Below are 25,049 nucleotides of genomic sequence, written 5' to 3' on the forward strand. Positions count from 1 at the left end.
GAAAAGTGGGCCGGGGCTCCTCGCGGATGCGAGGGGCTCCGGTGATCAGGTCGGTCGCCGACGATCTGGGGATCAACCCCGAGACGCTGCGGAACCGGGTGAGGTCGGCCGGCGTGAGCCGGCCCCGGGTACGCCGGGCGCAGGAACCGGCCCAGCCGCCGGCCCCGCTGGAAGCGGAGAACGCCGCTCTACGGAAGAAGGTCCGTGAGCTGGAGGAGGAACGCGAGATCCTGCTCCCGTGTTCAGGATTCGGGGCAGGGCCCGTCATCCATTCCCCCGAACCTTCCGACATCGGTGTGCACGACGCACGTATCCGCGCAGGGACGGCTTCATCGCGCACCCGGCGCGGACCGTGCGCAGTTACCGGAACGTACGAAGGCCATCGGACTGTGCACCGTCACCGTCGCGTCAGGGTTCGAACCGCCACCGGCCTTCAGAGAGGACATCCACCTCGCCGTCCCTGACGCGAACGGCCGTCTCGTCGTCGATGAAGTAGATCGGGAAGTCGGCCCTCCAGGACGTCGAACTCCCGCCAGCCGAGGCCGTGCAGCCGGTTCATGTCCTCGCCGAACCACCCGTGGTCGCCGGGCTCGGCCGGCGACGCCGTGGGAACGTACACGACGTTCGCGGATCCGAACGGCTTTCCCAGCATGTCTCGCAGCGCGTCTCGCTGTGTCTCGTTGCGCAGGCCACTCGCCGTCAGCGGAAAGCTCATCGGGCAAGCCAAGCACGGTTGACAGGCGCGCGCAAAGAATTCGGGATCCGCCGCGCGACCGGCACGAACTGCGCGCCGACTACCGCGAAGGCAACGCCGGGGCGGGGTGCTCAGGGTCTTCCGGAGAGGCCAGGGACCACCGACGGCCGTCCATCTCCGCAACAGGCTTGCCCGACGCGGGTACGGCCGGGACAACTCGCGCGCTGACGAACTCGCCTTCCCCGGGGAGGGGGAGGCCGAGCTGATCGGCGATGCGCCGGTGTGCGCTGTAGCCGCCCAGGATGATGATTCCTTCGCCGCTGAGCGCCGTGCGGGATCCACCGTTTGCGCGGATCCGCTTCATGTGGTCCCCCTGTTGAGCCACCGTGCGGACCGCCGTGCGTCCGATTCGGCGCCCTTGGGCACGCCGGAAGAGTTCATTGACCCGAAGCTGGCTCGAACTGCTCCTGAAGACCGCCTCCCGGTCGGTGTCGGACATGTGCAGCAGGACGTTCTCCGCAAGTTCGGCGTCCTGCCAGAGCCAGACAATCTTGTCGCGGTGCCCGGCAGCCAGCGTGGCCTTCCTGTCCCGGTTGCGCCCCGTGGTGAGCCACTCCTGCCTGACGCGCAGCAAACCGACGCTCCACCGGCTCTGGTGGTCGTCGGCCCAGACCAGTAGGCAGACGTGGTCCAGCATCTCAGGAGCGAACATCCAGCCGCCGAACCTGCGGCTGTAACGGATGTCCACATCGACACCGGCGACACGGAGGTCCGTCGCTCGACCGTCCTCGAAGCCGAACGCACGCTGGAACGCGATAGTCACCAAAGTGCCGAGGTTCCCCTTTTCCGCCTTGGTCAGCTGCTCCACGTCGTACCGACCAGTCACCTCACCGGCCAGCACCTCGTCGATGACATCCCGCAGGACGCGCCCGGTACGTGTACCAGCCGGGTCCGCATCGCGCACTGCCTCATAGACCTCGATCAGCTCCGCATCGTGCGTGCCCGCGCTCGTGAGCCGCTTCATCACCTCGACCGCAGTGGTCGACCGGTCGTCGGGCTCGACGGCCATGAGTTCCGTGACCAGCGCCACGAACTCGGGAGGAAAGCCGGGGGGCAGTTCCGGTGGAGGCTGCGGGGGGCGGTGGTCTCCCGCTTCACGTGGGGTGAGTGCGGTCATGTCGGGCGAGGCACCCGTGGCCATGGCGTAGAGCAGACAACCCAGTGCGTACAGGTCACTTCGGTGGTCGAAGGCGACACCCATGGAGTCCGTCAGACCACGGATGCCCGAACCGGGATCTGTCAGCAGCACCCGGCCGTCAGGGCGCACCACCAAGGCCGCGGCGCTGATGTCCAGGTGCAGCAGCCCGTGCCGGTGATACTCGGCGAGCATCCGCGCGGTCTGCCTACCGATGTCCTTGATTCTTTCCAACGGGAGGGCGCCGGAAGACGTACCCAGCAGGTTGTGCAGTTCTTCGCCGTCGACGGCATCCGTCACGAGGTACGGACGGTGATCGTGCAGTCCGTAGCCGCTGACGCGCACCAATCCCTCCGCGTCCATTGCGGCCAGCTGCCTCGCGTCGACAAGGAAGTCCCTTCGTGCGGACGCCTCGCCGTCCCGTGGCCCGGTGAAGATTTTGAGAGTGACATCTCGGCTGTCCCGCAGTTCGTCCGTCGCCCGCCACGTCATCGAGATCGCTGCGGCGCGGTGCTGCCGCACCAGCCGGTAGCGTCCCCCGACCAGCGTTCCTTCTCTCTCGGACTCGGAAGAAGCGGCTGGGCCGACCGGCCCACGGTTCGTCCTCCGTACAGTCTCCTCGGAGTCCAGGGACGCGCGTCGGGGCGCCGCAAGCGCGAACGCTCTGGCCAGTTCAGTGGCGGAGGGTCTGCGGTCGGAGTCCCGCTCCAGACACCGCCGAAGCGTTCGCAGGAGCACCGGGCCACCGTTTCCGGGGCCGGCCAGGAAAGCTCGTTCCGGGTTGTCGGTCCTCAGGCCGCTCCACTGCCCCGAGAGGAAGGCCAGCAGCAGCGCCCCGACGTCGTACATGTCGCTTTGCGGCGTGAGCGAACGCCCGTCGTCCTCCGCCTTCAGATAGGTGTCGCTGAGGGGCAGCACGTTGCGGTGAGCGCTGTCGACGCCGTCGACCGTCGCGGTGGCCCAGCCGACCAGCCGTACGTCGCGGTCTGTTACGAGTACGGCCCGAGGGGAGAGCGAGCCGTGCACGAGCCCCCGGGAGTGCGCGAGGGCGACGGCCTCCGTCAGGCCGAGGCCGATGCGCAGGAAGAGTTCTTCCGGGACGATCCCTCCGTGTTCTGCGAGCACGACGCGCAGATTCGGTGCGGGCGGTGAGGACGGATCGCCCGCGCGACGGTGAACGCAGCTCGCGGCGACCCATGGCAGCTCTCCCCCGGTGGGCGCCGCCGAGCCGAGGAGGGTGGGGGTGTGCGTGCCCCGCATGCGCGACAGACACTCGGCTTCCGTCCGGACAAGGTCCCACGCGGTTTCCGGCTCGCGGGCGTACAGGCTGACCGGTGCGCGGACCGTGGAGACCGTGCCGTCCTCGGCCTCGGCCAGATACATCGTCAGGTGGGACCAGCCGTTCGCACTGCGCGCACGAAGCCGGAACCGGCCGAGCCGCGCCGGGTCCTCTGGGAGCAGCGCCACCCAGCCCGAGGGCAGGAGCGGGTCGCGCGTGTCGTCGTACACCTCTTCACCTTCGTACGCCTCTTCGCCTTCAACGAGCAGAGCACTCGGAGCGCGCTGCACACGCAGCACCGGTGCCAACTCCGCCACCGGCACAGCATCAGCGGCGGACGGGATACCCAGCCGCGTGAGTACCTGCTCCCGTAGCCAGCCGAAGGAGCGTGCGGTGTTCTCGATGACGGCCGCGCCGTCCGGGTGGCCGATCCATGCCGGGAAGACCGGTGCGCGGCCGACCGCTGTCTCGATGCGTCGCGTCACCGCCTCGGCGGTGCTCAGCAGTTCCCTCGGGGAGACGGCGCTGAGGAGGAGGCGCCGGGTGTCGTCCGTGAAGTCGTAACGCCGGTGATGCGGCAGCCGTTCCGTTCCGCCGGTTCCATCCGTCCCGGCTGATGGATCAGTTCCGTCGGCGCCGGATTCGTGCATCAAACCCCCGAGGAACACTTCCACAAGGTGGCCGAGGTCCGTAGGCGGTCCGAGGGCCGCTTGCACCAAGCGCATGACGGGCGGCGTGACCGGGGTGACGGCCGCTATGTGGGCCGCGAGCCGGTACGCCTCGGCGGACGCGGCCTCTTTGAAGCCGAGTACTGCTTCGGCAGCGTCGTCGTCCGGGGAGTGGTTCGGGGCGTCCTCCACGATCCGGCCGGAGCCGGGCCGGGCCTCGTCCCACAGCGGGAGGAGCGCGGTGCCGCTCGGTGAGGCGACGAGCGCGGCCCAGTCGGCGACGGCTGCGGGCGTCGGCGTGAGGACGGGGACCGGCACGGAGTCGTAGCGGACAAGGTCCGGCGGCAGGTCCGGGTCGGTGACGTGCCAGGCGTGAGTGGGGCCGCCGCGGCGCTGGGTGGTCACCTGCCAGCGTCGCGCGCCGATGCCGGTGCTCGCCCAGAGCCTGGACGGCAGTGTCTGGACGATCGCGGTGGGACCGCGGCGTCCCCAACGGTTCATCACCTGGCGCATGCCGCCGTCCCGCCACGCTTCACCCACGCCGTCGCTGACGACGAGGACGAGGGTCGTGCCGCTCGGGTCGCACAGGGCTTCCGGCGTCAGAGGCCGGCCGCGGTGGCGGTACGGGCTGGTGCGCAGGGACGGAGTGACGCTGCGCGCGTCGAGTCCGTACACCCGCACGTCGCGGAAGGCCCCGGCCCGTTCCATCACGGCCCGGATGTCGGCGGCGAGCCGCTGCCACAGGACCATGGAGACACCGTCGTCGACCACGAGGGCCAGGGACAGCCAGCGGCCGCGCACCGCACGGGTGACGGTCTCGGGCACACCTGTCTCGGCGATGGCGGCAATGGTCCGCGGGACGTCGAGCTCCTGTCGGCGTCGGTCCGGGAAGCGCTGCCGCAGCGGTCGCAGAGACCTGCCGAGCCCGAGCTGCCCGGCGCCGAGGGCGCTGCTGTCCGGGACCCGGAGAGCGACCCCCGGCGAGAGGCTCGCGGGCCCCTGTGCGGCGTCGTGGCCGGGTCGCCCCGAGGCCAGGAGTGGGCGCGCGGGCCGCTCTTCCGCGGGCTCCGCACTGTCCGGCTCCGACGCGCGCTCCGCGGTCCTGCCCGATGGCACCGCCGTCCCATCGTGGTGCGGCTCGTCGTGCAGCTCCGAGGACGCGGCGGCCACGCCGGCGGAGCGCGCCAGGGGTTCGGAGCCTCGGGGCAGCTTTCCGGCGAGCCAGAGGGCGTCGAGGAGTTCCTCGTGGGAGAGGTCCGCGCCGCTCTCCGCCAGGAGCTTCGTCACGCGCGAGATCACGGCGTCACATGCCTCCGCCGAGCCGGTGCAGCACGCCTTGGAGGAGGGAGACCGCGTCGAGGTTCACGCCGCCCTTGCGCAGGAATACGGCGTTGAGCAGCTGATCGGTGGCCAGTTCCCCCTCGGCGCGGCGTGCGAGGAACTCCCGGAGCAGGTCGTCCACGTCCTCCAGGGCGTCGGGGCCGAGGTGCGCGGCGACGATCTCCCGGAGGCGCCGCTCGTCGGGCTCGGGGAGGTCGAGGCGGACGCAGCGCCGCAGGAAGGCGGGCGGGAACTCGCGTTCGCCGTTGCTGGTGATGACCACGACCGGGAACTCGGCGCAGCGGACGCGGCCCCGCGTGACCGGGGCGGTCTCGTCCAGGTCGTCGGTCCGCACCTGCACCGGTGCCCGGTTCGCGCGCAGCCGGGCGAGTTCGGGGATGGTGAACTCGCCCTCCTCGAAGACGGTCAGCAGGTCGTTGGGCAGGTCGACGTCGCCCTTGTCCAGCTCGTCGACGAGCAGCACGCGGGGGCGCTCCCGGGGCACGAGCGCGTTGCCCAGGGGGCCGAGGCGGATGTACTGGCCGATGTCCGGTTCCGTACTGTCCACGTCATGGCCGTCCACGTCGCGCCGCAGACTCGCCTCGCGCAGCCGGCCGACGGCGTCGTAGTGGTAGAGAGCGTCCTGAAGAGTCGAGCGGCTGTTCACCGGCCAGTGCAGGACGCGACCGAGCGTCATCTCGTGCGCGATGGCGTGGGCCAGTGAGGATTTGCCCGTGCCGGGCTGGCCGGTCACCAGGAGGGGGCGGCGCAGGTGGAGCGCCGCGTTCACCACCTGCACCTCGTCGGGGCCGATGAGGTAGGGCCGCGGGAACGCGGACCCGTCGCCGGTCGCCGTCTCAGTCCGGTCGAACCGGCGCCACGGAGGCGCGGCGGGGAACGGCACCTCACGGCGCTCACCGTCACCGCGGAAAAGCCACCACGCGTCGCCTTCACTGTGGGAAGACGAGAGCCGGGGGCCTGTACCGGCCAGGGGGTTTGGGGTGGTCATGACGCGTACGATCCTCTCCGCGGGTCACTCAGTCGAAGCCGCTCGGTCCGCGGGAGACTGCCTTCCGGTTCCCATACGAGGGCGGGCCGTGCCCGCCGCTCCGTCGGGCGGGCCGCCGAACCGCTCCGGAAGTGCCGGACCCGCTCGGCGAGTCCGTCCAGATCGTCTGCGGGAGCAAGGGCCCCCAGTCTTTCTGCGTCCTCGTAGCCCTGGGCGTCCCGGTCCCACAGCACGACCGGGACGCCCAGGGCGAGACACAGGATCGCCCAGGACCTGCGCTCGTGGGCGGGCCCGTGGATGACCACCCGCGCGGTGTCCCGATGCTTGGTCGTCAGCAGATCCTGGAGCTGCCGGGCGTCGTCGACCGCCCGGCTGGTGTCGAGCACCGACACGCGGCCGTTCTTCCACCGGCGCGCCTGGTCGCCTTCGCGTGCCGCCATCAGGCCGTTGAGTTCCGGGCAGCTCAGAGACAGGCGGTAACGCCCTCCGATCGGCCACGGCAGAATGAGGCCATCAGGTGCCGCGGGCTCCCACTCGTCGACGGCCAGGCCGAGCCCCTCCCGGTCGACCACGACGGTCACCCACACCGCCTGCTCGTCCTGTCCCGGCTCCTGGGAGACTGCGTACACCGCCGCTTCGAGGCTGTCGGCCACCTCCTGCGGGGTTCTGGGACTCGCCTCCGCCTCCTTGAGCACGCGGTGCGAACCGTCGTGCCGGACGTGCAGGATTCGGACCCGGTACCTCTCCTCCCCCGCGGCAGGGTCGTGCGCCAGCTCCATCACGATCCGCGACACCGGCGACGGCGCGCGCTCAGCCCACTGGGCGGCGTCCGCACGCCGCTCGCACAGAGCCCCCATGTCGACACCGAGCCGCTGGACGGTCTTCTCCGACCACGCACGCAGGTCGTCGCCGAGGCCGCCTCCCACGGCCGCCGCCGCGTACTCGACGACCCGCAGGAGAGCCGGCACCGGGAAGGCGCCGTCGGCGCCGCTCACCGCGTCGGACAGGTTCTCCAGGCCCTCGACCACGGCGCCGATGTCGTCCTCACCGAGCCGGGGGCGGGTGAGGATCTCCGGGAGAGCGGCGAACGGCAGCGCCTCCCTGGCCGTTCGGGGCAGCACCGCCGGCTGTTCCTCGCAGACACGGCCGAGCAGACCGGTCAGGGAGGCGTACTCGTGCTGGGAGAGGAGCGACGCGCGGTCGAACGCCGTGGCCCATGCGAATAGCTGAGTCAGGCTGGCCCTGGTCGCTGCTTGGGCGCCGGCCGCGACGGCTTCGCCGAGCGACGCGAGCGCCCGGGGATGCGCCATGAGCAGCGCCACGAGGTCGGCGACGGTGGGCGCATACCCCAGCGTCTCGTAGCCCAGTTCGCGCGCCAGGGTCCGAGCGTGATCGACACGTACCTCAGGCCGTGGGAACAGCGGCGCCAGCCACGTCTCCAGTTCACGCGCGTCGGGCCGGCGCTCGGCGGCGGGCGGGGCCGCGGGCGGGCGCGCACCGATCGCACTGAGCGCGGGAGGCCGGCCAGTGTGCTCCTCGACAAGGGTCACGAAGCCACCGTCCCCCGCGAAGGAGGCCACCGGAACGGCGATCAGCCGACGGGCACCGTAGGCGTGCGGCTCCTGGGTCACGACACCGACGAGGTGACCGTCGCAGAAGACCGCCGCCCCCGAGGCACCGCCCCAGGCGTTCCGGCCGTCGGTACGGGCGGTGGGGGCCGGGCCCTGATCGAGGACGTAGCGGTCCTTGCCCCCGGAGAGGACCGGCAGGACACCGCGCAGGTGCTCCGGGTCCCGGGTCTCCTCCTTGGCCGCCAAGGGGTAACCGAGGCCCTCGTACGGCAGCGGCACGCTGCCCGTCGGGCGACCCCAGCGGACGGAGCCGGGCGGATCGATCTCACCGTCGATCCGCAGCAGCGCGACGTCCAGTCCGCCCGAATGGGTCCATACGACTTCCGCGAGCGCGCGGGTCGTCGCACCGTCGCGGTGATGCCCCACCCACACGGTGATGTCCGGCCACAGCTCCTCGGCCTCGCGGTCCTCCAGCACATGACGGGCGGTCAGCACGAGCCGGGGGGCGACCAGGTAGCCGGAGCCGATGGTGGCGCGCCCCTCACCGCCACGTCCGCTGCGGATCAGCGCCAGTCTGCGGCGATCCACGTCACTCCTCGTCCAGCGGCCCGAACTCGTCATCGCCGATCTGCGGGCGCGCACCGCCGCGGGCCCGGTCGTTGACCGACAGCTTCAGCACCAGCTTGTGCGTACGGACGCTGGACTGCTCGCCCCCCGCGCTCACCGCGACCACCCCGAAGGCAAGCTTGCCGTCCGCCTTGGCGGTCTCGCGCAGTTCGAGCTGCAGCTCCAGCTGTGCCTCTTCGACACCGAAGCCGAACTGCTGATGCGCACCGAGCCGCTGCACCTCGTACAGCTCCTGCCGCAGTTCCTCGATGGCCGCGGCCAGCCCCATACCCGACACTTTCGCCCCGCCCCCCGGTTCACGCACATCGGACTAACAGTAGGTCGCCGTACGGTACAACGCGTACGAGACACCGCAAACTCGGGACAGGTGCGATGACCTGTGCGGTCCCGGCGAACGAGTCGCGCGTGAGGGGCTGGGCAGGCGGGGGCGCTCAGGCAGGTCGGTGACTTTTCCTGCGCGGCTTCAAGGGCACGTTCGGCAACTCCGGAGCGGGCAGCCGATCCCCGTCGTACCCCGTCACCTCACCGAACCTGTCCCCCTCCTTCCCATCCCGACGCGCCTTGCGATCACATCCGCTGATCGCCCGATGCAATCCACCGCATGACGATCTCCTCGCCGAACGGCGGCCCGCCCAGCAGGATCACGCTTGCCGTGCCATCGGTCTCGTTGGTGAGGGTGAGCATGACGTTGCCCGGTGCGAGATAGCCCAGTTCGGCCAGAAGAACCTGCTGTCACGCTGCGCAGGTACCCCGCGGTCGATGCAAAGCCCAGCGGCTGTGACCGACGGGCGACAACGCCGACCACTCGGTTGGCGCGGCCGGACTTCCCCTCCACAGTTCCAGCTGGTGCCCCCTTAACCAAGGAAGCTCAGCCGCACCTGCCGGCTGGGGTTGTCGACGTTCGTGTCCACCAGACACACCGACTGCCACGTCCCCAGCTCCAGCCGCCCCGCGATCACCGGCAGCGTCGCGTGCGGCGGGACGAAGGCGGGCAGTACGTGGTCGCGGCCGTGGCCCGGGCTGCCGTGGCGGTGCTGCCAGCGGTCGTCGGCCGGGAGCAGTGCGTGGAGGGCGGAGAGCAGGTCGTCGTCGCTGCCCGCGCCGGTCTCCAGGACGGCGATACCGGCGGTCGCGTGCGGGACGAAGATGTTGAGGAGGCCGTCGCGGCCCGCGGCCGTCCGGGTGAGGAACTGCTCGCAGTCGGACGTCAGGTCGGTGACGGTCTCCGTCGTACCCGTGGTGAGGTGCAGGACGGTGGTGGTGAAGGCGGAGGACATGGGTTCATTGTCCTGCCCGCCCGGCGCGATCGCTCGTCCACCTCCCGAGACACCGTTGACCACCCCCTTGCCGGACGCTACGTTCGGCGTCATGTTCCGGTCAGCCTTGCTCACTTCGCGCGGTCACATCGACCTGCTGCGGGTGGCCTCCGCCGCGTGTTGTCGCGGCTGCTGACGTTCCATCAGAGCTTGATGCGCCGGCCTTGAGCGGAAGAGCCCGGTACGGCGCCTTGTCTGCGCGTTGCTCCTGATGGCGTAAGCGTCCCGTCGCCCCGGTGTCCGGGGGTCTCGTTTCCACAGCCTCCCGCCGTAGTCCTGTCATGGCCCTTCCGGTGCCTGGCCGGGCTGTCCGGTACCCGGATTTCCGGGCAGGTGGCCGGGGAACCCGGCGGGGCCACGTCAATCGATGCCGTCGTCCGTATCCCCGAAAGGCTGCTGCCATGGCGACCGACCTGCGCGGACCTGCGAGCGCCCTCTCCCCTGCCCCGGCCGGTCCGGCGAAGGACGCCGTTCGGGTCGAGGGGCTGGTGCGTTCGTTCGCCGGACGCGTCGTCCTCGATGGACTCGATCTCACCCTGCGCACAGGCGAGATCGCCGCCGTTCTCGGAGGACGCGGCAGCGGAAAGTCGACGCTGTTGCGGGTGCTCGCCGGTCTCGACCGGGAAGTCCGGGGGACGGTTCTGGTGCCGAGGCGGCGGGCGCTCGTCCTGCGACCGCCGCGGCTGACGTCATGGAGACGGATCCCCCGCGGTGTGCTGCTCGGGCTGCTCGGGCTGCTCGGCAAGTCCGAACGCCCTGCGGAGGCAGGGATACGGGCCGAGCGGTCCCGGGCCCGGCCCAGGTGGTTCTCCGGCGCGGGGACGCCGCTCGTCCCGCTCGCACAGGCACTGGCCGGCGATCCCGGTCTGCTGCTGCTCGACGAGCCGTTCGCAGGGGCCCATACCCGGACCGGCGCCTCGGCGCAGCGGCTGGTGGCAGAGCTCCGGCGGCGCCGCGGCCGCACCGTCCTGCTCGTCACTCCCGACGTCGACGAGGCGCTGCTGCTCGCCGACCGTGTGCTCGTGCTGCGGAACGGGGCGATCGCGTACGAGACCCCGGCCGCGTGGGACCGCCCGCGCCGTCCCGGCACGCCCGAGTTCGCCGCGTTGCGTACGCGGCTGCTCGCCGAACTCGGCGCGGGGAGCGGACCCTCACCCGCGCCCCGGGCCGAGTCATCGAAGGATCCACGAACCCGCCCTCCCCGCTCGTACGGAAAGGCCTCCTCATGAACGTCCATCTGCACTGGTTCCTCCCCACCGGCGGCGACGGGCGCACCCTCGTCGACCGGCACGCCTACACCGACGGCGGAATCAAGCGGGAGCGGATCACCCCGGTCAGTGGAGTGCGCGCCCCGGACATCGAGTACCTGGCGCAAATCGCGAAGGCGGCGGAGCAGCTCGGGTTCGAGGCGGTGCTGACGCCGACCGGTACCTGGTGCGAGGACGCCTGGCTGACGACAGTGGCGCTGGCCCAGCACACCGAGCGGCTCAAGTTCCTGGTGGCGTTCCGGCCCGGGGTGATCTCCCCGGTGCTGGCGGCGCAGATGGCCGCCACCTACCAGCGGATCACGCGGGGGCGGCTGCTGCTGAACGTGGTGACGGGCGGTGACTCGACGGAGCAGCGGCGGTTCGGTGACCATCTGGACCACGACCGGCGCTACTCCAGGACCGCCGAGTTCCTGTCGGTGGTGCGGGGGGCCTGGAGCGGGCGGCCGTTCGACTTCGAGGGTGAGCACTACCAAGTGCGGGGCGGGCTGACGGCGCTGCCGCCGGATCCGCTGCCGGAGATCTTCTTCGGGGGTTCGTCCGCAGCTGCGGGACCGGTCGCGGCCGCGCACGCCGATGTCTATCTGACGTGGGGCGAGCCGCCTGCCGACGTGAAGAAGAAGATCGACTGGATTCGGGGTCTGGCCGAGGAGCAGGGACGCACGGTCCGGTTCGGGATCCGGCTGCACACCATCTCGCGCGACAGCTCGAAGGAGGCGTGGGCGACGGCCGACCGACTGCTCGGCGATCTCGATGCCGACACGATCGCCGCGGCTCAGCAGGCGCTGGGGCGGAGCGAGTCCGTGGGGCAGCAGCGCATGCTGGCGCTGCACGGCGGTTCGCGCGACAAGCTGGAGATCGCGCCGAACCTGTGGGCGGGGGTCGGTCTGGTGCGCGGCGGCGCCGGGACCGCTCTGGTCGGCAGCCATGCCGAGGTCGCGGACCGGATCGAGGAGTACCACTCCCTCGGTGTGGAGCACTTCGTGCTGTCCGGGTACCCGCATCTGGAGGAGGCGTACTGGTTCGGTGAGGGCGTCACTCCCGAGCTGGCGGCCCGGGGTCTGCTGTCCACGGTCCCGGCGTCCCCGCTGCTGGGGGTACCCGCGGTGAACGGCCGACCGGCCTCCGCGCCGGGCGGGGCTCCGCTCTTGGTGACCGGGGGCCGCTGACCACCTCGGCGCCGGGGCGGAGGCGGGCACCTTAAGGAGGCGCGTTTCCTTCAGGGAGTGGGGGTCTCCGCTCCCTGAAGGAGCCCACCGCCCGGCGTCCGGGCTGCTGAAGAGCCCCGGGAAGATCCTTGGCCTCGGCACGGTTGGTAGAAGCGTGAACGATGCCGGGGTGCACTCAGTGGATGTCGTGGTGATCGGTGCCGGGCAGGCAGGCCTGTCCGCCGCCTACCATCTGCGGCGCAGCGGCCTGGAACCGGACCGCGACTTCGTGGTCCTCGACCACGCCCCGCGCCCCGGCGGTGCCTGGCAGTTCCGCTGGCCCTCGCTGACGTACGGCAAGGTGCACGGCATGCACGCCCTGCCCGGCCTGGAGCTGACCGGCGCCGACGACAGCCGGCCATCGTCCGAGGTGATCGGGGCGTACTTCGACACGTACGAGCGCACCTTCGGCCTGCGGGTGCACCGTCCCGTCGAGGTGAGCGCGGTGCGTGAGGGCGAGGGCGGGCGGCTGCTCGTCGAGACGTCCGAGGGGGCGTACGCGACGCGTGCCCTGATCAACGCCACGGGGACCTGGGACCGGCCGTTCTGGCCGCGCTACCCGGGCCAGGAGACCTTCCGCGGGCGGCAGTTGCACACGGCGAACTACCCGGGGCCCGCCGAGTTCGCCGGGCAGCGGGTGGTCGTCGTGGGCGGTGGGGCTTCCGGGACCCAGCATCTGATGGAGATCGCCGAGGTGGCGGCGGACACGTACTGGGTGACGCGCCGGCCGCCGGTTTTCCGGGAGGGTCCGTTCGGTGCGGACGAGGGCCGGGCGGCCGTGGCCATGGTGGAGGAGCGGGTACGGCTCGGGCTGCCGCCGCAGAGCGTCGTGAGCGTCACCGGGCTGCCCCTGAACGATGCCGTGAGGCGGGCCCGCGCGTCCGGGGTGCTCGACCGGCTGCCCATGTTCGACCGGATCACACCGACCGGTGTGGCCTGGGCCGACGGCCGGACGGTCGAGGCCGACGTCATCCTCTGGGCTACGGGCTTCCGGGCCGCCGTCGACCATCTCGCCCCGCTGCGGCTCCGTGAACCCGGCGGCGGAATCCGGATCGAGGGGACGCAGGCCGTGCGCGACGAGCGCGTCCAACTCGTCGGGTACGGGCCGTCCGCGAGTACGATCGGCGCCAACCGGGCCGGGCGCGCCGCTGTGCGCGCTGTCGGCCGGCTTCTGAAGCGGGCCGAGGGGGCCGCGGAGGGAGCGGTGTCCGTGTCCGCATGAGCTACGGCGTGCTGCTCAGCCGGTGCCCGTGCTGCGCCGGTTGCGGTTGAACTCGGCGACGTTGCGCTGCTGTTCCGCGTAGTCGTCGGTGAAACGCGTGTCGCCGGGCGCGACCGTCACGAAGTACAGCCAGCGGCCGGGGGTGGGACCGATCGCCGCCACCATCGCCTGCTCTCCGGGATTGCCGATGGGCGTGGGCGGCAGGCCCTTGCGTTCGTAGGTGTTGTACGGACTGTCGATCTTCGTGTCGCCGGTGGTGGTGTCGAGGGTGCTGCGGTTCATCGCGTAGTTGAGCGTGGAGTCCATCTGGAGCGGCATGCCGCGGTCGAGCCGGTTGTGAATGACCCGGGACACCTTGCCCATGTCGGACGGGGTGTCCGCCTCCGCCTGCACGATGACGGCGATGATCACCGTCTGGTAGACGGTGACGTCGTTGCGGCGGGCCCCGGCCGTGATGTGATCCGCGCCGAAACGACTCAGCGCGGTGTCGACCATGTAGCGCAGCAAGCTCTTCGGGGTGGTGCCGGAGGTGATCGGGTACGTCGCCGGGAAAAGGTAGCCCTCGGGATTGCCCTTCGCCTCGGCCGGCAGCGGCAGGTCCGCGGTCGCGACCGCCTTCTCCGTGGTTCCGACGGGCTCGCCGAGGGCCTTGTCCGCGGCCACGTATACCTGCGAGGCCCGCCACCCCTCCGGAATCACCAGGGTGTGGCTCTGCTCGGTCCCGGGTTCCCTGGTCAGCAGTGGGACGAGTACGGCGGCGGCCACCGCGAGGACGAGGACGGCGCCGATGATCAGCACCAGACGGCCGCGACGGGTCGGGCGGATCCTGCGACCGGGCCTGCGGCCAGGAGGTACATCCGGGGACTCGTTCACCATGCCGGCACGCTATCCCGCGCCGATCACGCCGCCCGGCACCCCGTCCACGACGACACGCGGCACGCACCGCGCGATGTGAACACACGAACAGGGGATCGGGTGTTCGCTGGAACGCGTGATCGTATCGGTATTCGTTGCTCGACCGCCGGGGTGCGGTTGATGATTACAGGGCGCAACCGACGGGCTGCAGACCGCGACTGCGCTGTCCCAGAGATTCACCATGCAAGAGGAGAACCACCCGATGAACCTGATCACCAACCTGCTCGCCGGCGTCGTCCACTTCGTGGGTTGGCTCATCTGACCATTGCTCCACCCGGCGCCGTCGCTCCCCGTCCCACGGGGGCGGCGGCGTCGTCCTGTGCGCGCCGCGTCCCGTCGGCCTCGGGCCGCCAGAGCACGCGCGAAGGCGACAGCGGCTTCGATGTCGGGGACCGCCCAAGCGGCCTGGGCCGGTGTGTCGGGAGCGCGCCGACCCGGATCAGCGGCAGTCGGGGAAATCGCGCCCCACCGCGCACGGTCGGCTCCGTGCCGGTACCCGGGGACCTGGCCCCCCCGGTCGAGCTCTCCCGGCCGGGGATCATGGCGTCACCACCGCCCCCAACCCGGCGCCCCTGGGCAGCCGCTGTGCACCCCCTGGGCGATGGTCAGCCCGCCACGGGAGCGAGCCGGGTGTCGTCCCTGCGGACCAGGGCTGCGTACCGCCCGTCCTGCCGGAGCAGTTCCTCATGGCTGCCACGCTCCGCGGTGCGGCCGCCGTCGAGGACGACGATCTGGTCGGCATCACGGACGGTGGAGAGCCGGTGGGCGATGGTGATGGTCGTCCGTCCGGCCGAGAGCGCGTCGATAGCCTCCTGTACGGCGAATTCCGTACGGGTGTCGAGGGCGCTCGTCGCCTCGTCGAGGATCAGCACCGGGGGGTCGCGCAGGATCGTGCGGGCAATCGCCAGGCGCTGCTTCTCGCCGCCGGAGAAGCGGTAGCCGCGTTCGCCGACGAGGGTGTCGTAACCGTCGGGCAGCGAGGCGATGTGATCGTGGATCTGTGCGGCGCGGGCCGCCGCCTCGATCTCCTCGTCCGTCGCCTCCGGCTTGGCGAAGCGCAGGTTCTCGGCGACCGAGGCGTGGAAGAGATACGTCTCCTGGGAGACCACGCCGACCGCGCGGGCGAGGGTGTCGAAGTCCAGCTCGCGCACGTCGACCCCGTCGAGCGTCACGCGGCCGCCGGTGACGTCGTAGAGCCTCGGCACCAGATAGCTGAGGGTGGACTTGCCGGAACCGGTGGGACCGACGACCGCCAGGCTGGCTCCGGCGGGCACGGTCACGTCGACGCCGCTGAGGGTCGGGCCGCTCTTCTCGTCGTAACTGAAGTCGACGTTCTCGAAGCGGATCTCACCACGGACCTTCTCCAGCCGTACGGGCTTCTCCGGCTCGGTGATGTCCACCGTGAGATCGAGGTATTCGAAGATCCGCTGGAAGAGTGCGAGGGACGTCTGCATCTGCACCCCGGTGGAGAGCAGGCTCACGGCGGGCCGGAACAGCCCCTGCTGGAGCGAGACGAAAGCCACGAGCGTGCCGATCGAGACGTCCGGACCACTGGACTGCATGGCGATGCCTGCGGCCCAGTAGATGACGGCCGGCATGGCGGCCATCACGATGCCGATCGTCGACATCCGCCAGCGTCCGGCCATGCTGGAGCGTACTTCCAGGTCGACCAGCCGCTCGGATTCCTCGGCGAAGCCCTTGGTGAGCGAGTCGGAGCGGCCCATCGTGCGGCCGAGCAGGATGCCGCTGACGGAGAGCGACTCGGTGACCGTGGCCGCCATGGCGGCCATCTGCTTCTGGCGCTGGGTGGTGATCTTCTTCCGCTCGCGGCCGACCCTGCGGCTGATCCAGACGAAGACCGGCAGCAGGAGCAGCGAGACGACCGTGAGCCGCCAGTCGAGCGCCAGCATGGCGACGACCGTGGCGATGACGGCGGTGAGGTTGGAGACCAGGGAGGTCGCCGTCGAGGTGACGGTGGCCTGCATCCCTCCGATGTCGTTGGCGATGCGGGACTGGACCTCGCCCGTGCGGGTCTTGGTGAAGAAGGCGAGCGGCATCCGCTGGAGCTGCGTGTAGACGGCGGTGCGCAGGTCGTGCATGACCCGCTGGCCGACGGTGGTGGAGATGAGGGTCTGCAGCACGCCGAAGACGCTGTTCATCACCGCGGTGAGGATCATGCCGAGAGCGAGCAGGGAGAGCAGCCCGGTCCGTCCCTGCGGGATGGCGGTGTCCAGGATCTCGCGCAGCAGGAACGGGGAGGCGACCGACACCAGCGACGAGGCGCCGACGAGCAGTCCGACCACCGCGAGGCGGCCGCGGTAGGGCTGGAAGAGTCGGAGGATGCGGCGCAGCTCGGCAGGGGGCTGCGCGGCTTCCCGGGGCGGGGGTGTCCACGTGGGTTCGTCGGGTTTCATGGGCTCCTTCGTCAGGCGTGCGGCTACGGGGGGTGGGACGCGGGCACATCCGACGGCCTGCGCGCCCAAAGCCGGCAGGACGGCGTGGCAGCCTCCCTGCGGGCCCGGAGCTCGGAGATCTCAGCCCCGGTAAGTCCAATGGATCAGAGCATAGCTCATTGTTACCTATACTCACAATGAACAAGGTCCTGATATTGTTCCCGGTATGGATTCCCCCGACCCCGACGGTGTGCTCGCCGAACAGCTGCTGCGGCTGACGCGCAGACTCCAGCGCATTCAGAGCCGTCAGCTGGAGCCGATCGGCATCACTCCGGCGCAGTTCAGGCTGCTGCGCACCGTCGCACACTGCGAAGGTCCCCCCCGGATGGCGGATCTCGCTCAGCGGCTCGATGTCGTGCCCCGCGCCGTGACCACGCTGGTCGACGGCCTGGAAGCCGGGGGCCGGGTGCGCCGGATCCCCGATCCGGACAGCCGCCGGGTGGTCCGGATCGAGATCACCGAGGAGGGCATCGCCACACTCCGGTCGCTGCGCAGCGCGCGCCGGGCGGCCGCAGAGGAGATCCTGGCTCCATTGACCGCCGATCAGCGCGAGGTGCTCGGCGGTCTGCTGACCGCTCTGGTCAACGGAATGCCGGAGCGCCGCTGCTGACCGGGTGCGAAGCGCCGCGCCGAGCCGCCGAGGGGATCTGGACATGCCGCTGCTGGAGCCGAACCCGCAAGCCCTGCGCCCCGGCGCGGTCCGGTCCCCTTCCCACGACCGGGTGCCCGACGGACAGGCGCCGGGCACGCCCGAACCCCTGCGGGGCGAGCTGACCGCGCTCCTGGGCCCGCAGAAGGTGCTCTGGAAGATCTCCGACCTGGTGCGGTACGCCTCCGACGCGAGTCCGTACCGGTTCGTGCCCCAGGTCGTCGTCGTCCCGGAGGACATCGACGACATCTCCGCGATCCTGTCGTACGCCCACGGCAGGGGCCGCAACGTCGTCTTCCGGGCGGCGGGCACCAGCCTGAACGGCCAGGCGCAGGGCGAGGACATCCTCGTCGACGTACGGCACCACTGGGCAGGCATCGAGGTCCTGGACGGCGGTGCGCGGGCCAGGATCCGTCCGGGGACGACGGTCATGCGGGCGAACGCCACCCTCGCCCGGCACGGCCGGCTGCTGGGGCCCGACCCGGCGAGCGCGATCGCCTGCACGATCGGCGGGGTCGTCGCCAACAACGCCTCCGGGATGACCGCCGGCACCACCCGCAATTCGTACCGGACCGTCTCCTCCCTCACCTTCGTGCTGCCGAGCGGAACGGTGGTGGACACGGGCGATCCCGCGGCGGACGAGGACCTGGCGCACGCGGAGCCGCGGCTCTGCGAGGGGCTGCTCGCCCTGAAGGCGGAGATCGAGGCCGACGCCGCGCTCACCGCCCGGATCCGGGCGAAGTACGAGATCAAGAACACCAACGGCTACCGGCTCGACGCCTTCCTGGACGGTTCGACGCCGGTGGAGATCCTGCGCGGTCTCATGGTCGGTTCGGAGGGGACCTTCGGTTTCATCTCCGAGGTCGTGTTCGACACGCTGCCGCTGGACCGCCGCATCTCCACCGCGCTGCTCTTCTTCCCCTCGCTGACAGCGGCCGCGGCGGCCGTCCCGCTGTTCAACGAAGCGGGTGCCATCGCCGTGGAGCTGATGGACGGGAACACCCTGCGCGCCTCGGTCAGTGTCAAGGGGGTGCCCGGCGACTGGGCCGGGCTGCCGAAGGAGACCGCGGCCCTGCTGGTGGAGTTCCGCGCACCGGACGAACCGGGCCAGGAGGCGTACGAGGAGGCGGCGGCCAAAGTCGTACGGCAGCTGGACCTGGTCCGGCCCGTCACCTCGGTGACCAACGCGTTCACCCGCGACGCCGGGACCATCTCCGGATACTGGAAGGCCCGCAAGGCCTTCGTCACCGCGGTCGGCGGCTCCCGCCCGTCCGGGACGACGCTGATCACGGAGGACTTCGCGGTCCCGCCCTCCCGGCTGGCCGACGCTTGCGAGGCGCTGCTGGCCCTCCAGGCCGAGCACGGTTTCGATGCCGCCGTCGCGGGCCACGCGGCCCACGGCAATCTGCACTTCCTGCTGGCGTTCGACGCGGGAGAACAGTCCGACGTCGACCGGTACGCCGCGTTCATGGCGGACTTCTGCCGGCTCACCGTGGAGCGGTTCGACGGATCGCTCAAGGCGGAGCACGCCACCGGCCGCAACATCGCCCCGTTCCTGGAGCTGGAGTGGGGCCCGCGGGCGACCGAGCTGATGTGGCGCACGAAACAGGTCATCGACCCCGACGGGGTGCTGGCCCCCCGGATCGTGCTCGACCGCGACCCGAAGGCCCATCTGCGCGGGCTGAAGACCATTCCCAAGGTCGAGGCGGTGGCCGACCCCTGCATCGAGTGCGGCTTCTGCGAACCGACCTGCCCCAGCCACGACCTGACCACCTCGCCGCGCCAGCGCATCGTGCTGCGTCGGGAGATGATGCGGCAGCCCGACGGTTCACCGGTGGAGGCGGGACTGCTCGACGCCTACGGCTACGACGCCGTGGACACCTGCGCGGGCGACTCCACGTGCAAGCTCGCCTGCCCCGTCGGCATCGACACGGGCGCCATGATGAAGGACTTCCGGCATCTGCGTCACTCCCCGCGCGAGGAACGGATCGCCGCGCTCACCGCGAAGGGCTTCCGCGCCGTCGAGGCGGTCGCCCGGCTGGCGGTCGCCGCGGCCGACCGGATCGACGACCGGCTGCTCGAAGGCGTCACCGGACTCGCCCGCAAGGCCGTGCGCCCCGATCTGGTGCCCGAATGGCTGCCGGAGATCCCCGGCGCGGCTGCCCGGAAGCTGCCCCGCACCTCTCGGGTGGGGGCGAGCGCGGTCTACTATCCGGCCTGCGTCAACCGCATCTTCGGCGGCCCGGAGGGACATCGCGGCCCGTCGCTGCCGCAGGCCGTGGTACTCGTCTCGGCCCGCGCGGGCAAGCCCGTCTGGATCCCGGACGATGTCGCGGGCACCTGCTGCGCGACGATCTGGCACTCCAAGGGGTACGACGCCGGAAACGCCGTGATGGCCAACCGGATCGTCGAGGCCGCCTGGGGCTGGACAGCCGGCGGGAAGCTGCCCCTGATCGTCGACGCCTCCTCCTGCACGCTGGGCATCGCCCACGAGGTGGTGCCGTATCTGACCGAGGACAACCGGGAGTTGCACCGTGAACTGACCGTCGTCGACTCACTGGTCTGGGCGGCCGACGAACTCCTTCCGGAGCTGACGGTCCTGAGGAAGGCCGGTTCGGCGGTTCTGCACCCGACGTGCTCGATGGAACATCTCGACGACGTCGGCCAGTTGCGCACCGTCGCGGAGGCCTGCGCGGAGGAGGTCGTGATCCCGGACGACGCCGCTTGCTGCGGTTTCGCGGGCGACCGGGGCATGTTGCACAAGGAGCTGACGGCCTCGGCCACGGCGAAGGAGGCCGCCGAGGTGAACACCCGGGAGTACGACACGTATCTGTGTGCCAACCGCATGTGCGAGATCGGAATGGACCGGGCGACGGGCCGTTCGTACTACTCGGCGCTGATGGAGCTGGAGCGGGCGACCCGCCCCGGGCCCGCCTGAGGGCGGTCGAGGACAGACCGGCGCCCCTGGTGCCGGACGTGACGTTCAGGCCTTGAGGGCGACTCGGTCGCCCATCACCACGACCGGTTTCTGCTCGGGGTCCAGTGTGCGCAGCAGCTTCACCATGGCCGCCTTCGGCAGGCTCACGCAGGCCGATGTGCCGCTGCCGTGGTCCATGTGGAGCCAGATACTGCCGCCCTTCGACTGACCCTCGGGGCGCGTCGGGTCGTTGGGGGCGGTGCCCTTGACGCGGTTGTAGTCGATGGCGATGACGTAGTCGAAGTCGTGCCAGTACGGCTTGGCCCAGTAGCGGGGGGCCTGGATGGCAGCCGACTCGCTGTACGGGAGCAGAGCACCCGGGTCGGGCAGCGCGCCGCCCGCGTCGGTGAGGGTGAAGACGCCGACCGGGGAGCGCTTGTCGTCCTCGTGGTGGTCGGCGGTCCAGCCCTTGCGGCCGTTGTGGGCCTTCCAGCCGGCGGCCTTGTCCCAGGTGGATCCGGTCCGCTGGTACAGGACGACCGTGGACTGCGCGGAGTTTCTTCCCGCGCCGTACACGGCGACGACCTGGCGGGAGTCGTCCGGGATCTGTGACCGCAAGCGGCCACCCACGTCCGGAATGCGCTTCAGGCCGGTGGTCCGGGGCTCGTCCACGTCCTTCCGGGCGCCGGCCGACCGCGCGTCGCCCTTCTTCGTGTCCCCTCCGTCGCCGCACGAGGTCAGCGTCGTGAGCAGGACACCGCAGGCGGCCGCCGAGACCGCCACTCGTACCGCACCGGTTATACGCATTCGTCCATGCTCGCACTCATCGGTGTCCCGGGCCGTCCCCGTCGGCGAGGACGGGCGGATGCGTGCCCAATCTTTACTCCGTGGCCCGGCCCGGCCGCCCCGGTGCTCTCACGGGCCCGGACCGTAAAAGGGTTTGCCTCGGCCACGGCGGGAGGCGAGGCTTGGACGGTTTGGTCCCCCCACACGCCTCCCCCACGTGTTTCTGGAGATCCCCCGTGGATCTCAGCTCCTTCCGATCTTTTGGGACGTCATGCAAATTCGCGATCTTCCGTACTCGGATCCCGGCGATCCCGATGTCCGGTCGGGTCCTCGCTTCCTGCTCTGGCTCGGCCGCAACCAGATCCGCGGACAGCTCAAGTCCCTGTCCTGGGGTCTGCTGCACCAGTGCTCGCTCGCGGGGCTGCCGCTCGCCGTGGGATTCGCCGTCCAGTCGGTCGTCGACCGGTCCGGCGGACGGCTGGCCCTGGCCGGCGGCATGATCGCGGTGCTCGGCGTGCTGATCGCGGTGGGCGACACCATGCTTCACCGCACCGCCGTCACCAACTGGATCACCGCAGCCGCACGGGTCCAGCAACTGCTGGCCCGCAAGACCGCCGAGCTCGGCTCGGCGCTGACCCGACGGGTCGCCGCGGGCGAGGTCGTCGCGGTGTCCACCGGAGACGTGGAGAAGATCGGCTGGTTCGTCGAGGCGCTCTCCCGCTTCGCCGCCGCGGCCGCGGCCCTGGTCATCATCTGCGTCGGGCTCGTCCTGTATCTGCCCTCTCTCGGCGTGCTCGTGGCGCTCTCCATGCCGCTGCTCGCCCTCGCCGTGCTGCCGCTGCTCCCCCGGGCCACCCGCCGCGCCGATGTCCAGCGCGAGAAGGCGGGCCGGGCCACCGAGCTGGCTTCCGACACGGTGGCCGGGCTGCGCGTGCTGCGCGGCATCGGCGGCGAGGAGCTGTTCCTCGGCCGCTACCGGCGCGCCTCGCAGGAGGTCCGCAAGGCGGCCGTGCGCAGCGCGCGGATGTGGTCGCTGATCTCGGCGATCCAGGTGCTGCTGCCGGGCGTGCTGCTGGTCTCACTCGTCACCTACGGAGCCGCGCTGGCCCGGGACGGGAAGATCGACGTCGGTCAGCTCGTGACGGTCTACAGCGCGGCGACGCTGATGCTGTTCCCGCTGCGGCACTTCGAGGAGATCGCCATGGCGTACTCCTTCTCCCGTCCGTCCGCGCAGCGCGCGGTCCGGGTCCTGTCGCTGAACCGGGTCGCACGTCCGTCCACGGTCGATGCCGCTCCGGCCGGTGACCTCTATGACCCGGCCACCGGTCTGATGGCTCCCGAGGGCCTGTTCACCGCGGTGGTCTGCGGCGATCCGGACGAGGCGGGGCGGCTCGCGGACCGGCTCGGCGGCCATGCCCAGCCGGCCGCGGCGCAGGAGGGCGAGGCGGAGGACACCGCTCCACCCGGCCTGCCGTCGGTCCTGCTCGGGGGCGTACCGCTGGACGAACTGGAGCTGGAGGCGGCCCGGACGGCCGTCCTGGTGCAGGACAAGGATCCGGTGCTGCTCTCCGGCACTCTGCGTGAACTGCTGGACGTGCCGTCGTCCGGGCGGGTGACACCCCTGGACGCGCTGGCGGCCGCGCAGTGCGGCGACGTCCTGGACGCGCTCGCCCAGGCGTCCGTCGACGCCGACGGCGACCCCATGAACACCCGGATCACCGAACGCGGCAGGTCGCTGTCCGGCGGTCAGCGTCAGCGGCTCGCCCTGGCGCGCTCCCTGGTGACCGATCCGGAGGCGCTGGTGCTCGACGAGCCGACATCGGCCGTCGACTCGCACACCGAGGCGCGGGTCGCCCGGGGCATCAAGGCGCTGCGCAAGGACCGCACGACGGTGGCGTTCGCCTCGTCGCCGCTGCTGCTCGACCTCGCGGACCGGGTGGCGCTCGTCCACGACGGCGCCGTGGTGGCGGTCGGCACCCACCGTGAACTGCTGCGCGACGAACCGCTCTACCGCGCGGTCGTCACCCGTGAGACCGACGACGAGATCGCGGCCGCACCGCACAACGACCGGGACATCAACACGATCGGCACGATCGAGGAAATCGAGGAGAGGGCATGATCGGCGTCGCACCACCGACGTACGACCCAGCCGCCCCGGAGTCGGCGACGACCCTTCCGGTCGGCACCCCGGCGACCGTACGCACCTACGTCCGGGAGTTGATGAGGCGCCACCGGCGGCCGTTCGTCGTGGTCACGGCGCTGAACTCCGTCGCGGTGATCTCGTCGATCGTGGGCCCGTACCTGCTGGGCGGACTGGTCGAGGACCTGTCCGACGGGGTCACCGACCTTCACCTGGGCCGGACCGCCGCGATCTTCGGGATCGCGCTGGTCGTCCAGACCGTGGTCACCAGGATGATGCGCCTGCGGAGCGCGATGCTGGGCGAGGAGATGCTGGCCGATCTGCGCGAGGACTTCCTCGTCCGCTCGGTGCGGCTGCCGCCGGGTGTACTGGAACGGGCCGGGACGGGTGACCTGCTGTCCCGGATCACCACGGACATCGACCGGCTCGCCAATGCCATGCGTGAGGCAGTGCCGCAGCTGGCCATCGGGGTGGTGTGGGCGGGTCTGCTGGTCACGGCGCTCGCCGTCACCGCTCCCCCGCTGGCGCTCTCGGTGCTCGTCGCCCTGCCGGTGCTGATCGTCGGCTGCCGCTGGTACTTCCGCCGGGCGCCGTCGGCGTACCGCTCGGAGGCCGCGGGCTATGCGGCGGTCGCCGCGATGCTCGCGGAGACGGTCGATGCCGGGCGGACCGTGGAGGCGCACCGCCTGGGTGCGCGCAGGGTCGCGCTGTCGGACCGGCGGATCAAGGAGTGGACGGCCTGGGAGCGGTACACGCTGTTCCTGCGGTCCGTGCTCTTCCCCGTCATCAACGCCACGTACGTGACGATTCTCGGCGCGGTCCTGATGCTCGGCGGCTGGTTCGTCATCGAGGGCTGGCTCACCGTCGGGCAGCTGACGACGGGTGCGCTGCTCGCGCAGATGATGGTCGATCCGATCGGCCTGATCCTGCGCTGGTACGACGAGTTGCAGGTCGCCCAGGTGTCGCTGGCCCGACTCGTGGGGGTCCGTGAGATCGAGCCGGACGCGGGCGACGACGGTGTGGCCCCGGACGGCCGTGAGGTGCGCGCCGGCGAGGTCCACTTCGGCTACCGCGCCGGTCTCGACGTGCTGCACCGGGTGTCGCTGGACGTCGCTCCCGGTACACGTCTGGCGCTGGTCGGCCCGTCCGGCGCGGGCAAGTCCACGCTGGGCCGGCTGCTGGCGGGGATCTACGCGCCGAGGACCGGCGAAGTCACGCTGGGAGGTGCGCAGTTGTCACAGATGACGGCGGAGCGTGTCCGTACGCATGTGGCTCTGGTCAATCAGGAGCACCATGTGTTCGTCGGGTCGCTGCGGGACAACCTGCTGCTGGCCCGTACCGGCGCCGAGGACGCGGAGCTGTGGGCCTCGCTGGCCGCGGTCGACGCGGAGGGCTGGGCCAGGGCGCTCGACGAGGGGCTGGACTCCGAGGTCGGCTCGGGCGGTCTGGCGCTCACTCCCGCACAGGCGCAGCAGATCGCGCTGGCCCGGCTGGTGCTGGCCGATCCGCACACGCTGGTGCTGGACGAGGCGACCTCGCTGCTCGACCCGCGTGCGGCCCGTCATCTGGAGCGTTCGCTGGCCCGGGTGCTGGACGGCCGTACGGTCGTGGCCATCGCCCACCGGCTGCACACGGCGCACGACGCGGACGTGATCGCCGTCGTCGAGCAGGGCCGGATCAGCGAGCTGGGCAGTCATGACGAGCTGGTGGCGGCGGACGGCGCGTACGCGGCGCTGTGGCGGTCCTGGCACGGCTGAGCCGGACGGGCCCGCCGGGGGTTCCCGCACGACCGCCTTCCGGCCGGAGCGCACCGCT

At 71.1% G+C, this 25,049-nt stretch carries 15 protein-coding genes and 2 pseudogenes; 7 read left to right on the forward strand and 10 right to left on the reverse strand.

The window, feature by feature from the left end:
- Positions 1-408: 408 nt before the first annotated feature.
- From ACGFZA_RS29255 to ACGFZA_RS29285, 7 genes and pseudogenes are all read right to left on the reverse strand, one after another.
- A pseudogene (locus tag ACGFZA_RS29255) lies at positions 409-715 on the reverse strand (hypothetical protein).
- Between the two features lie 79 nt (positions 716-794).
- On the reverse strand, positions 795-5,123 hold the full coding sequence (locus ACGFZA_RS29260) for a NaeI family type II restriction endonuclease (RefSeq protein ID WP_393683007.1): 4,329 nt from the start codon (positions 5,121-5,123) through the stop codon (positions 795-797).
- A 16-nt stretch (positions 5,124-5,139) separates the two neighbouring features.
- On the reverse strand, positions 5,140-6,165 hold the full coding sequence (locus ACGFZA_RS29265; protein WP_385276542.1) for an AAA family ATPase: 1,026 nt from the start codon (positions 6,163-6,165) through the stop codon (positions 5,140-5,142).
- Complete coding sequence (locus ACGFZA_RS29270; protein WP_385276539.1) at positions 6,162-8,324, reverse strand: trypsin-like peptidase domain-containing protein; 2,163 nt, start codon at positions 8,322-8,324, stop codon at positions 6,162-6,164. The genes ACGFZA_RS29265 and ACGFZA_RS29270 overlap by 4 nt, the downstream gene beginning before the upstream one ends.
- Before the next feature lies 1 nt (position 8,325).
- Positions 8,326-8,631 (reverse strand): trypco2 family protein, encoded by a 306-nt coding sequence (locus ACGFZA_RS29275; RefSeq protein WP_385276536.1) that lies wholly within the window; start codon positions 8,629-8,631, stop codon positions 8,326-8,328.
- Between the two features lie 163 nt (positions 8,632-8,794).
- Positions 8,795-9,080: pseudogene (locus tag ACGFZA_RS29280) on the reverse strand (pirin family protein); the annotation flags it as partial.
- A gap of 137 nt (positions 9,081-9,217) precedes the next feature.
- Complete coding sequence (locus tag ACGFZA_RS29285; protein WP_385276533.1) at positions 9,218-9,640, reverse strand: YjbQ family protein; 423 nt, start codon at positions 9,638-9,640, stop codon at positions 9,218-9,220.
- A gap of 440 nt (positions 9,641-10,080) precedes the next feature.
- Between ACGFZA_RS29285 and ACGFZA_RS29290 the strand changes: the two genes are divergently transcribed.
- The 3 genes from ACGFZA_RS29290 (at position 10,081) to ACGFZA_RS29300 (ending at position 13,374) form a co-directional block, all read left to right on the forward strand.
- A complete protein-coding gene (locus ACGFZA_RS29290; RefSeq protein ID WP_393683011.1) occupies positions 10,081-10,908 on the forward strand; it encodes an ATP-binding cassette domain-containing protein in 828 nt (275 codons plus the stop codon).
- Positions 10,905-12,113 (forward strand): LLM class flavin-dependent oxidoreductase, encoded by a 1,209-nt coding sequence (locus ACGFZA_RS29295; RefSeq protein ID WP_385276527.1) that lies wholly within the window; start codon positions 10,905-10,907, stop codon positions 12,111-12,113. The genes ACGFZA_RS29290 and ACGFZA_RS29295 overlap by 4 nt, the downstream gene beginning before the upstream one ends.
- A 169-nt stretch (positions 12,114-12,282) precedes the next feature.
- Entirely contained in the window at positions 12,283-13,374 is a 1,092-nt protein-coding gene (locus tag ACGFZA_RS29300; RefSeq protein ID WP_393683013.1) for an NAD(P)-binding domain-containing protein, read from the forward strand.
- Positions 13,375-13,389: 15 nt separating this feature from the next.
- Here ACGFZA_RS29300 and mltG read toward each other — a convergent pair whose 3' ends face one another.
- Both mltG and ACGFZA_RS29310 read right to left on the reverse strand, forming a co-directional pair.
- Positions 13,390-14,250: an endolytic transglycosylase MltG gene (mltG, locus tag ACGFZA_RS29305; protein ID WP_393683015.1), complete on the reverse strand. Its 861-nt coding sequence runs from the start codon at positions 14,248-14,250 to the stop codon at positions 13,390-13,392.
- A 644-nt stretch (positions 14,251-14,894) separates the two neighbouring features.
- Positions 14,895-16,703 (reverse strand): ABC transporter ATP-binding protein, encoded by a 1,809-nt coding sequence (locus ACGFZA_RS29310; RefSeq protein ID WP_393683017.1) that lies wholly within the window; start codon positions 16,701-16,703, stop codon positions 14,895-14,897.
- 205 nt (positions 16,704-16,908) lie between these two features.
- Here ACGFZA_RS29310 and ACGFZA_RS29315 point away from each other — a divergent pair, with 205 nt between their 5' ends.
- Together ACGFZA_RS29315 and ACGFZA_RS29320 are read left to right on the forward strand one after the other, a co-directional pair.
- On the forward strand, positions 16,909-17,352 hold the full coding sequence (locus tag ACGFZA_RS29315; RefSeq protein WP_385276515.1) for a MarR family winged helix-turn-helix transcriptional regulator: 444 nt from the start codon (positions 16,909-16,911) through the stop codon (positions 17,350-17,352).
- A gap of 43 nt (positions 17,353-17,395) precedes the next feature.
- Positions 17,396-20,329 (forward strand): FAD-binding and (Fe-S)-binding domain-containing protein, encoded by a 2,934-nt coding sequence (locus ACGFZA_RS29320; RefSeq protein ID WP_385276512.1) that lies wholly within the window; start codon positions 17,396-17,398, stop codon positions 20,327-20,329.
- Positions 20,330-20,374: 45 nt separating this feature from the next.
- On the opposite strand, the gene ACGFZA_RS29325 is transcribed toward ACGFZA_RS29320, so the two are convergent.
- Positions 20,375-21,115 carry a hypothetical protein gene (locus ACGFZA_RS29325; protein WP_393683020.1) on the reverse strand — a complete coding sequence of 247 codons (741 nt, stop codon included), beginning with the start codon at positions 21,113-21,115 and terminating at the stop codon, positions 20,375-20,377.
- A gap of 250 nt (positions 21,116-21,365) precedes the next feature.
- Here ACGFZA_RS29325 and ACGFZA_RS29330 point away from each other — a divergent pair, with 250 nt between their 5' ends.
- Entirely contained in the window at positions 21,366-23,213 is a 1,848-nt protein-coding gene (locus ACGFZA_RS29330; RefSeq protein ID WP_393683022.1) for an ABC transporter transmembrane domain-containing protein, read from the forward strand.
- Positions 23,210-24,991 (forward strand): ABC transporter ATP-binding protein, encoded by a 1,782-nt coding sequence (locus ACGFZA_RS29335; protein WP_393683025.1) that lies wholly within the window; start codon positions 23,210-23,212, stop codon positions 24,989-24,991. The genes ACGFZA_RS29330 and ACGFZA_RS29335 overlap by 4 nt, the downstream gene beginning before the upstream one ends.
- Positions 24,992-25,049: the final 58 nt, after the last annotated feature.

The sequence above is a fragment of the Streptomyces sp. NPDC048211 genome (assembly GCF_043202315.1).
GTDB lineage: Bacteria > Actinomycetota > Actinomycetes > Streptomycetales > Streptomycetaceae > Streptomyces.

Excerpts from the sequence above, each read along its gene's own strand:
- ACGFZA_RS29265 (WP_385276542.1), bottom strand. The coding sequence starts at position 6,165 with ATGACCACCCCAAACCCCCTGGCCGGTACAGGCCCCCGGCTCTCGTCT.
- ACGFZA_RS29275 (WP_385276536.1), bottom strand. The coding sequence starts at position 8,631 with ATGGGGCTGGCCGCGGCCATCGAGGAACTGCGGCAGGAGCTGTACGAG.
- ACGFZA_RS29285 (WP_385276533.1), bottom strand. The coding sequence starts at position 9,640 with ATGTCCTCCGCCTTCACCACCACCGTCCTGCACCTCACCACGGGTACG.
- ACGFZA_RS29290 (WP_393683011.1), top strand. The coding sequence starts at position 10,081 with ATGGCGACCGACCTGCGCGGACCTGCGAGCGCCCTCTCCCCTGCCCCG.
- ACGFZA_RS29295 (WP_385276527.1), top strand. The coding sequence starts at position 10,905 with ATGAACGTCCATCTGCACTGGTTCCTCCCCACCGGCGGCGACGGGCGC.
- mltG (WP_393683015.1), bottom strand. The coding sequence starts at position 14,250 with ATGGTGAACGAGTCCCCGGATGTACCTCCTGGCCGCAGGCCCGGTCGC.
- ACGFZA_RS29310 (WP_393683017.1), bottom strand. The coding sequence starts at position 16,703 with ATGAAACCCGACGAACCCACGTGGACACCCCCGCCCCGGGAAGCCGCG.
- ACGFZA_RS29315 (WP_385276515.1), top strand. The coding sequence starts at position 16,909 with ATGGATTCCCCCGACCCCGACGGTGTGCTCGCCGAACAGCTGCTGCGG.
- ACGFZA_RS29320 (WP_385276512.1), top strand. The coding sequence starts at position 17,396 with ATGCCGCTGCTGGAGCCGAACCCGCAAGCCCTGCGCCCCGGCGCGGTC.
- ACGFZA_RS29325 (WP_393683020.1), bottom strand. The coding sequence starts at position 21,115 with ATGCGTATAACCGGTGCGGTACGAGTGGCGGTCTCGGCGGCCGCCTGC.
- ACGFZA_RS29330 (WP_393683022.1), top strand. The coding sequence starts at position 21,366 with ATGCAAATTCGCGATCTTCCGTACTCGGATCCCGGCGATCCCGATGTC.
- ACGFZA_RS29335 (WP_393683025.1), top strand. The coding sequence starts at position 23,210 with ATGATCGGCGTCGCACCACCGACGTACGACCCAGCCGCCCCGGAGTCG.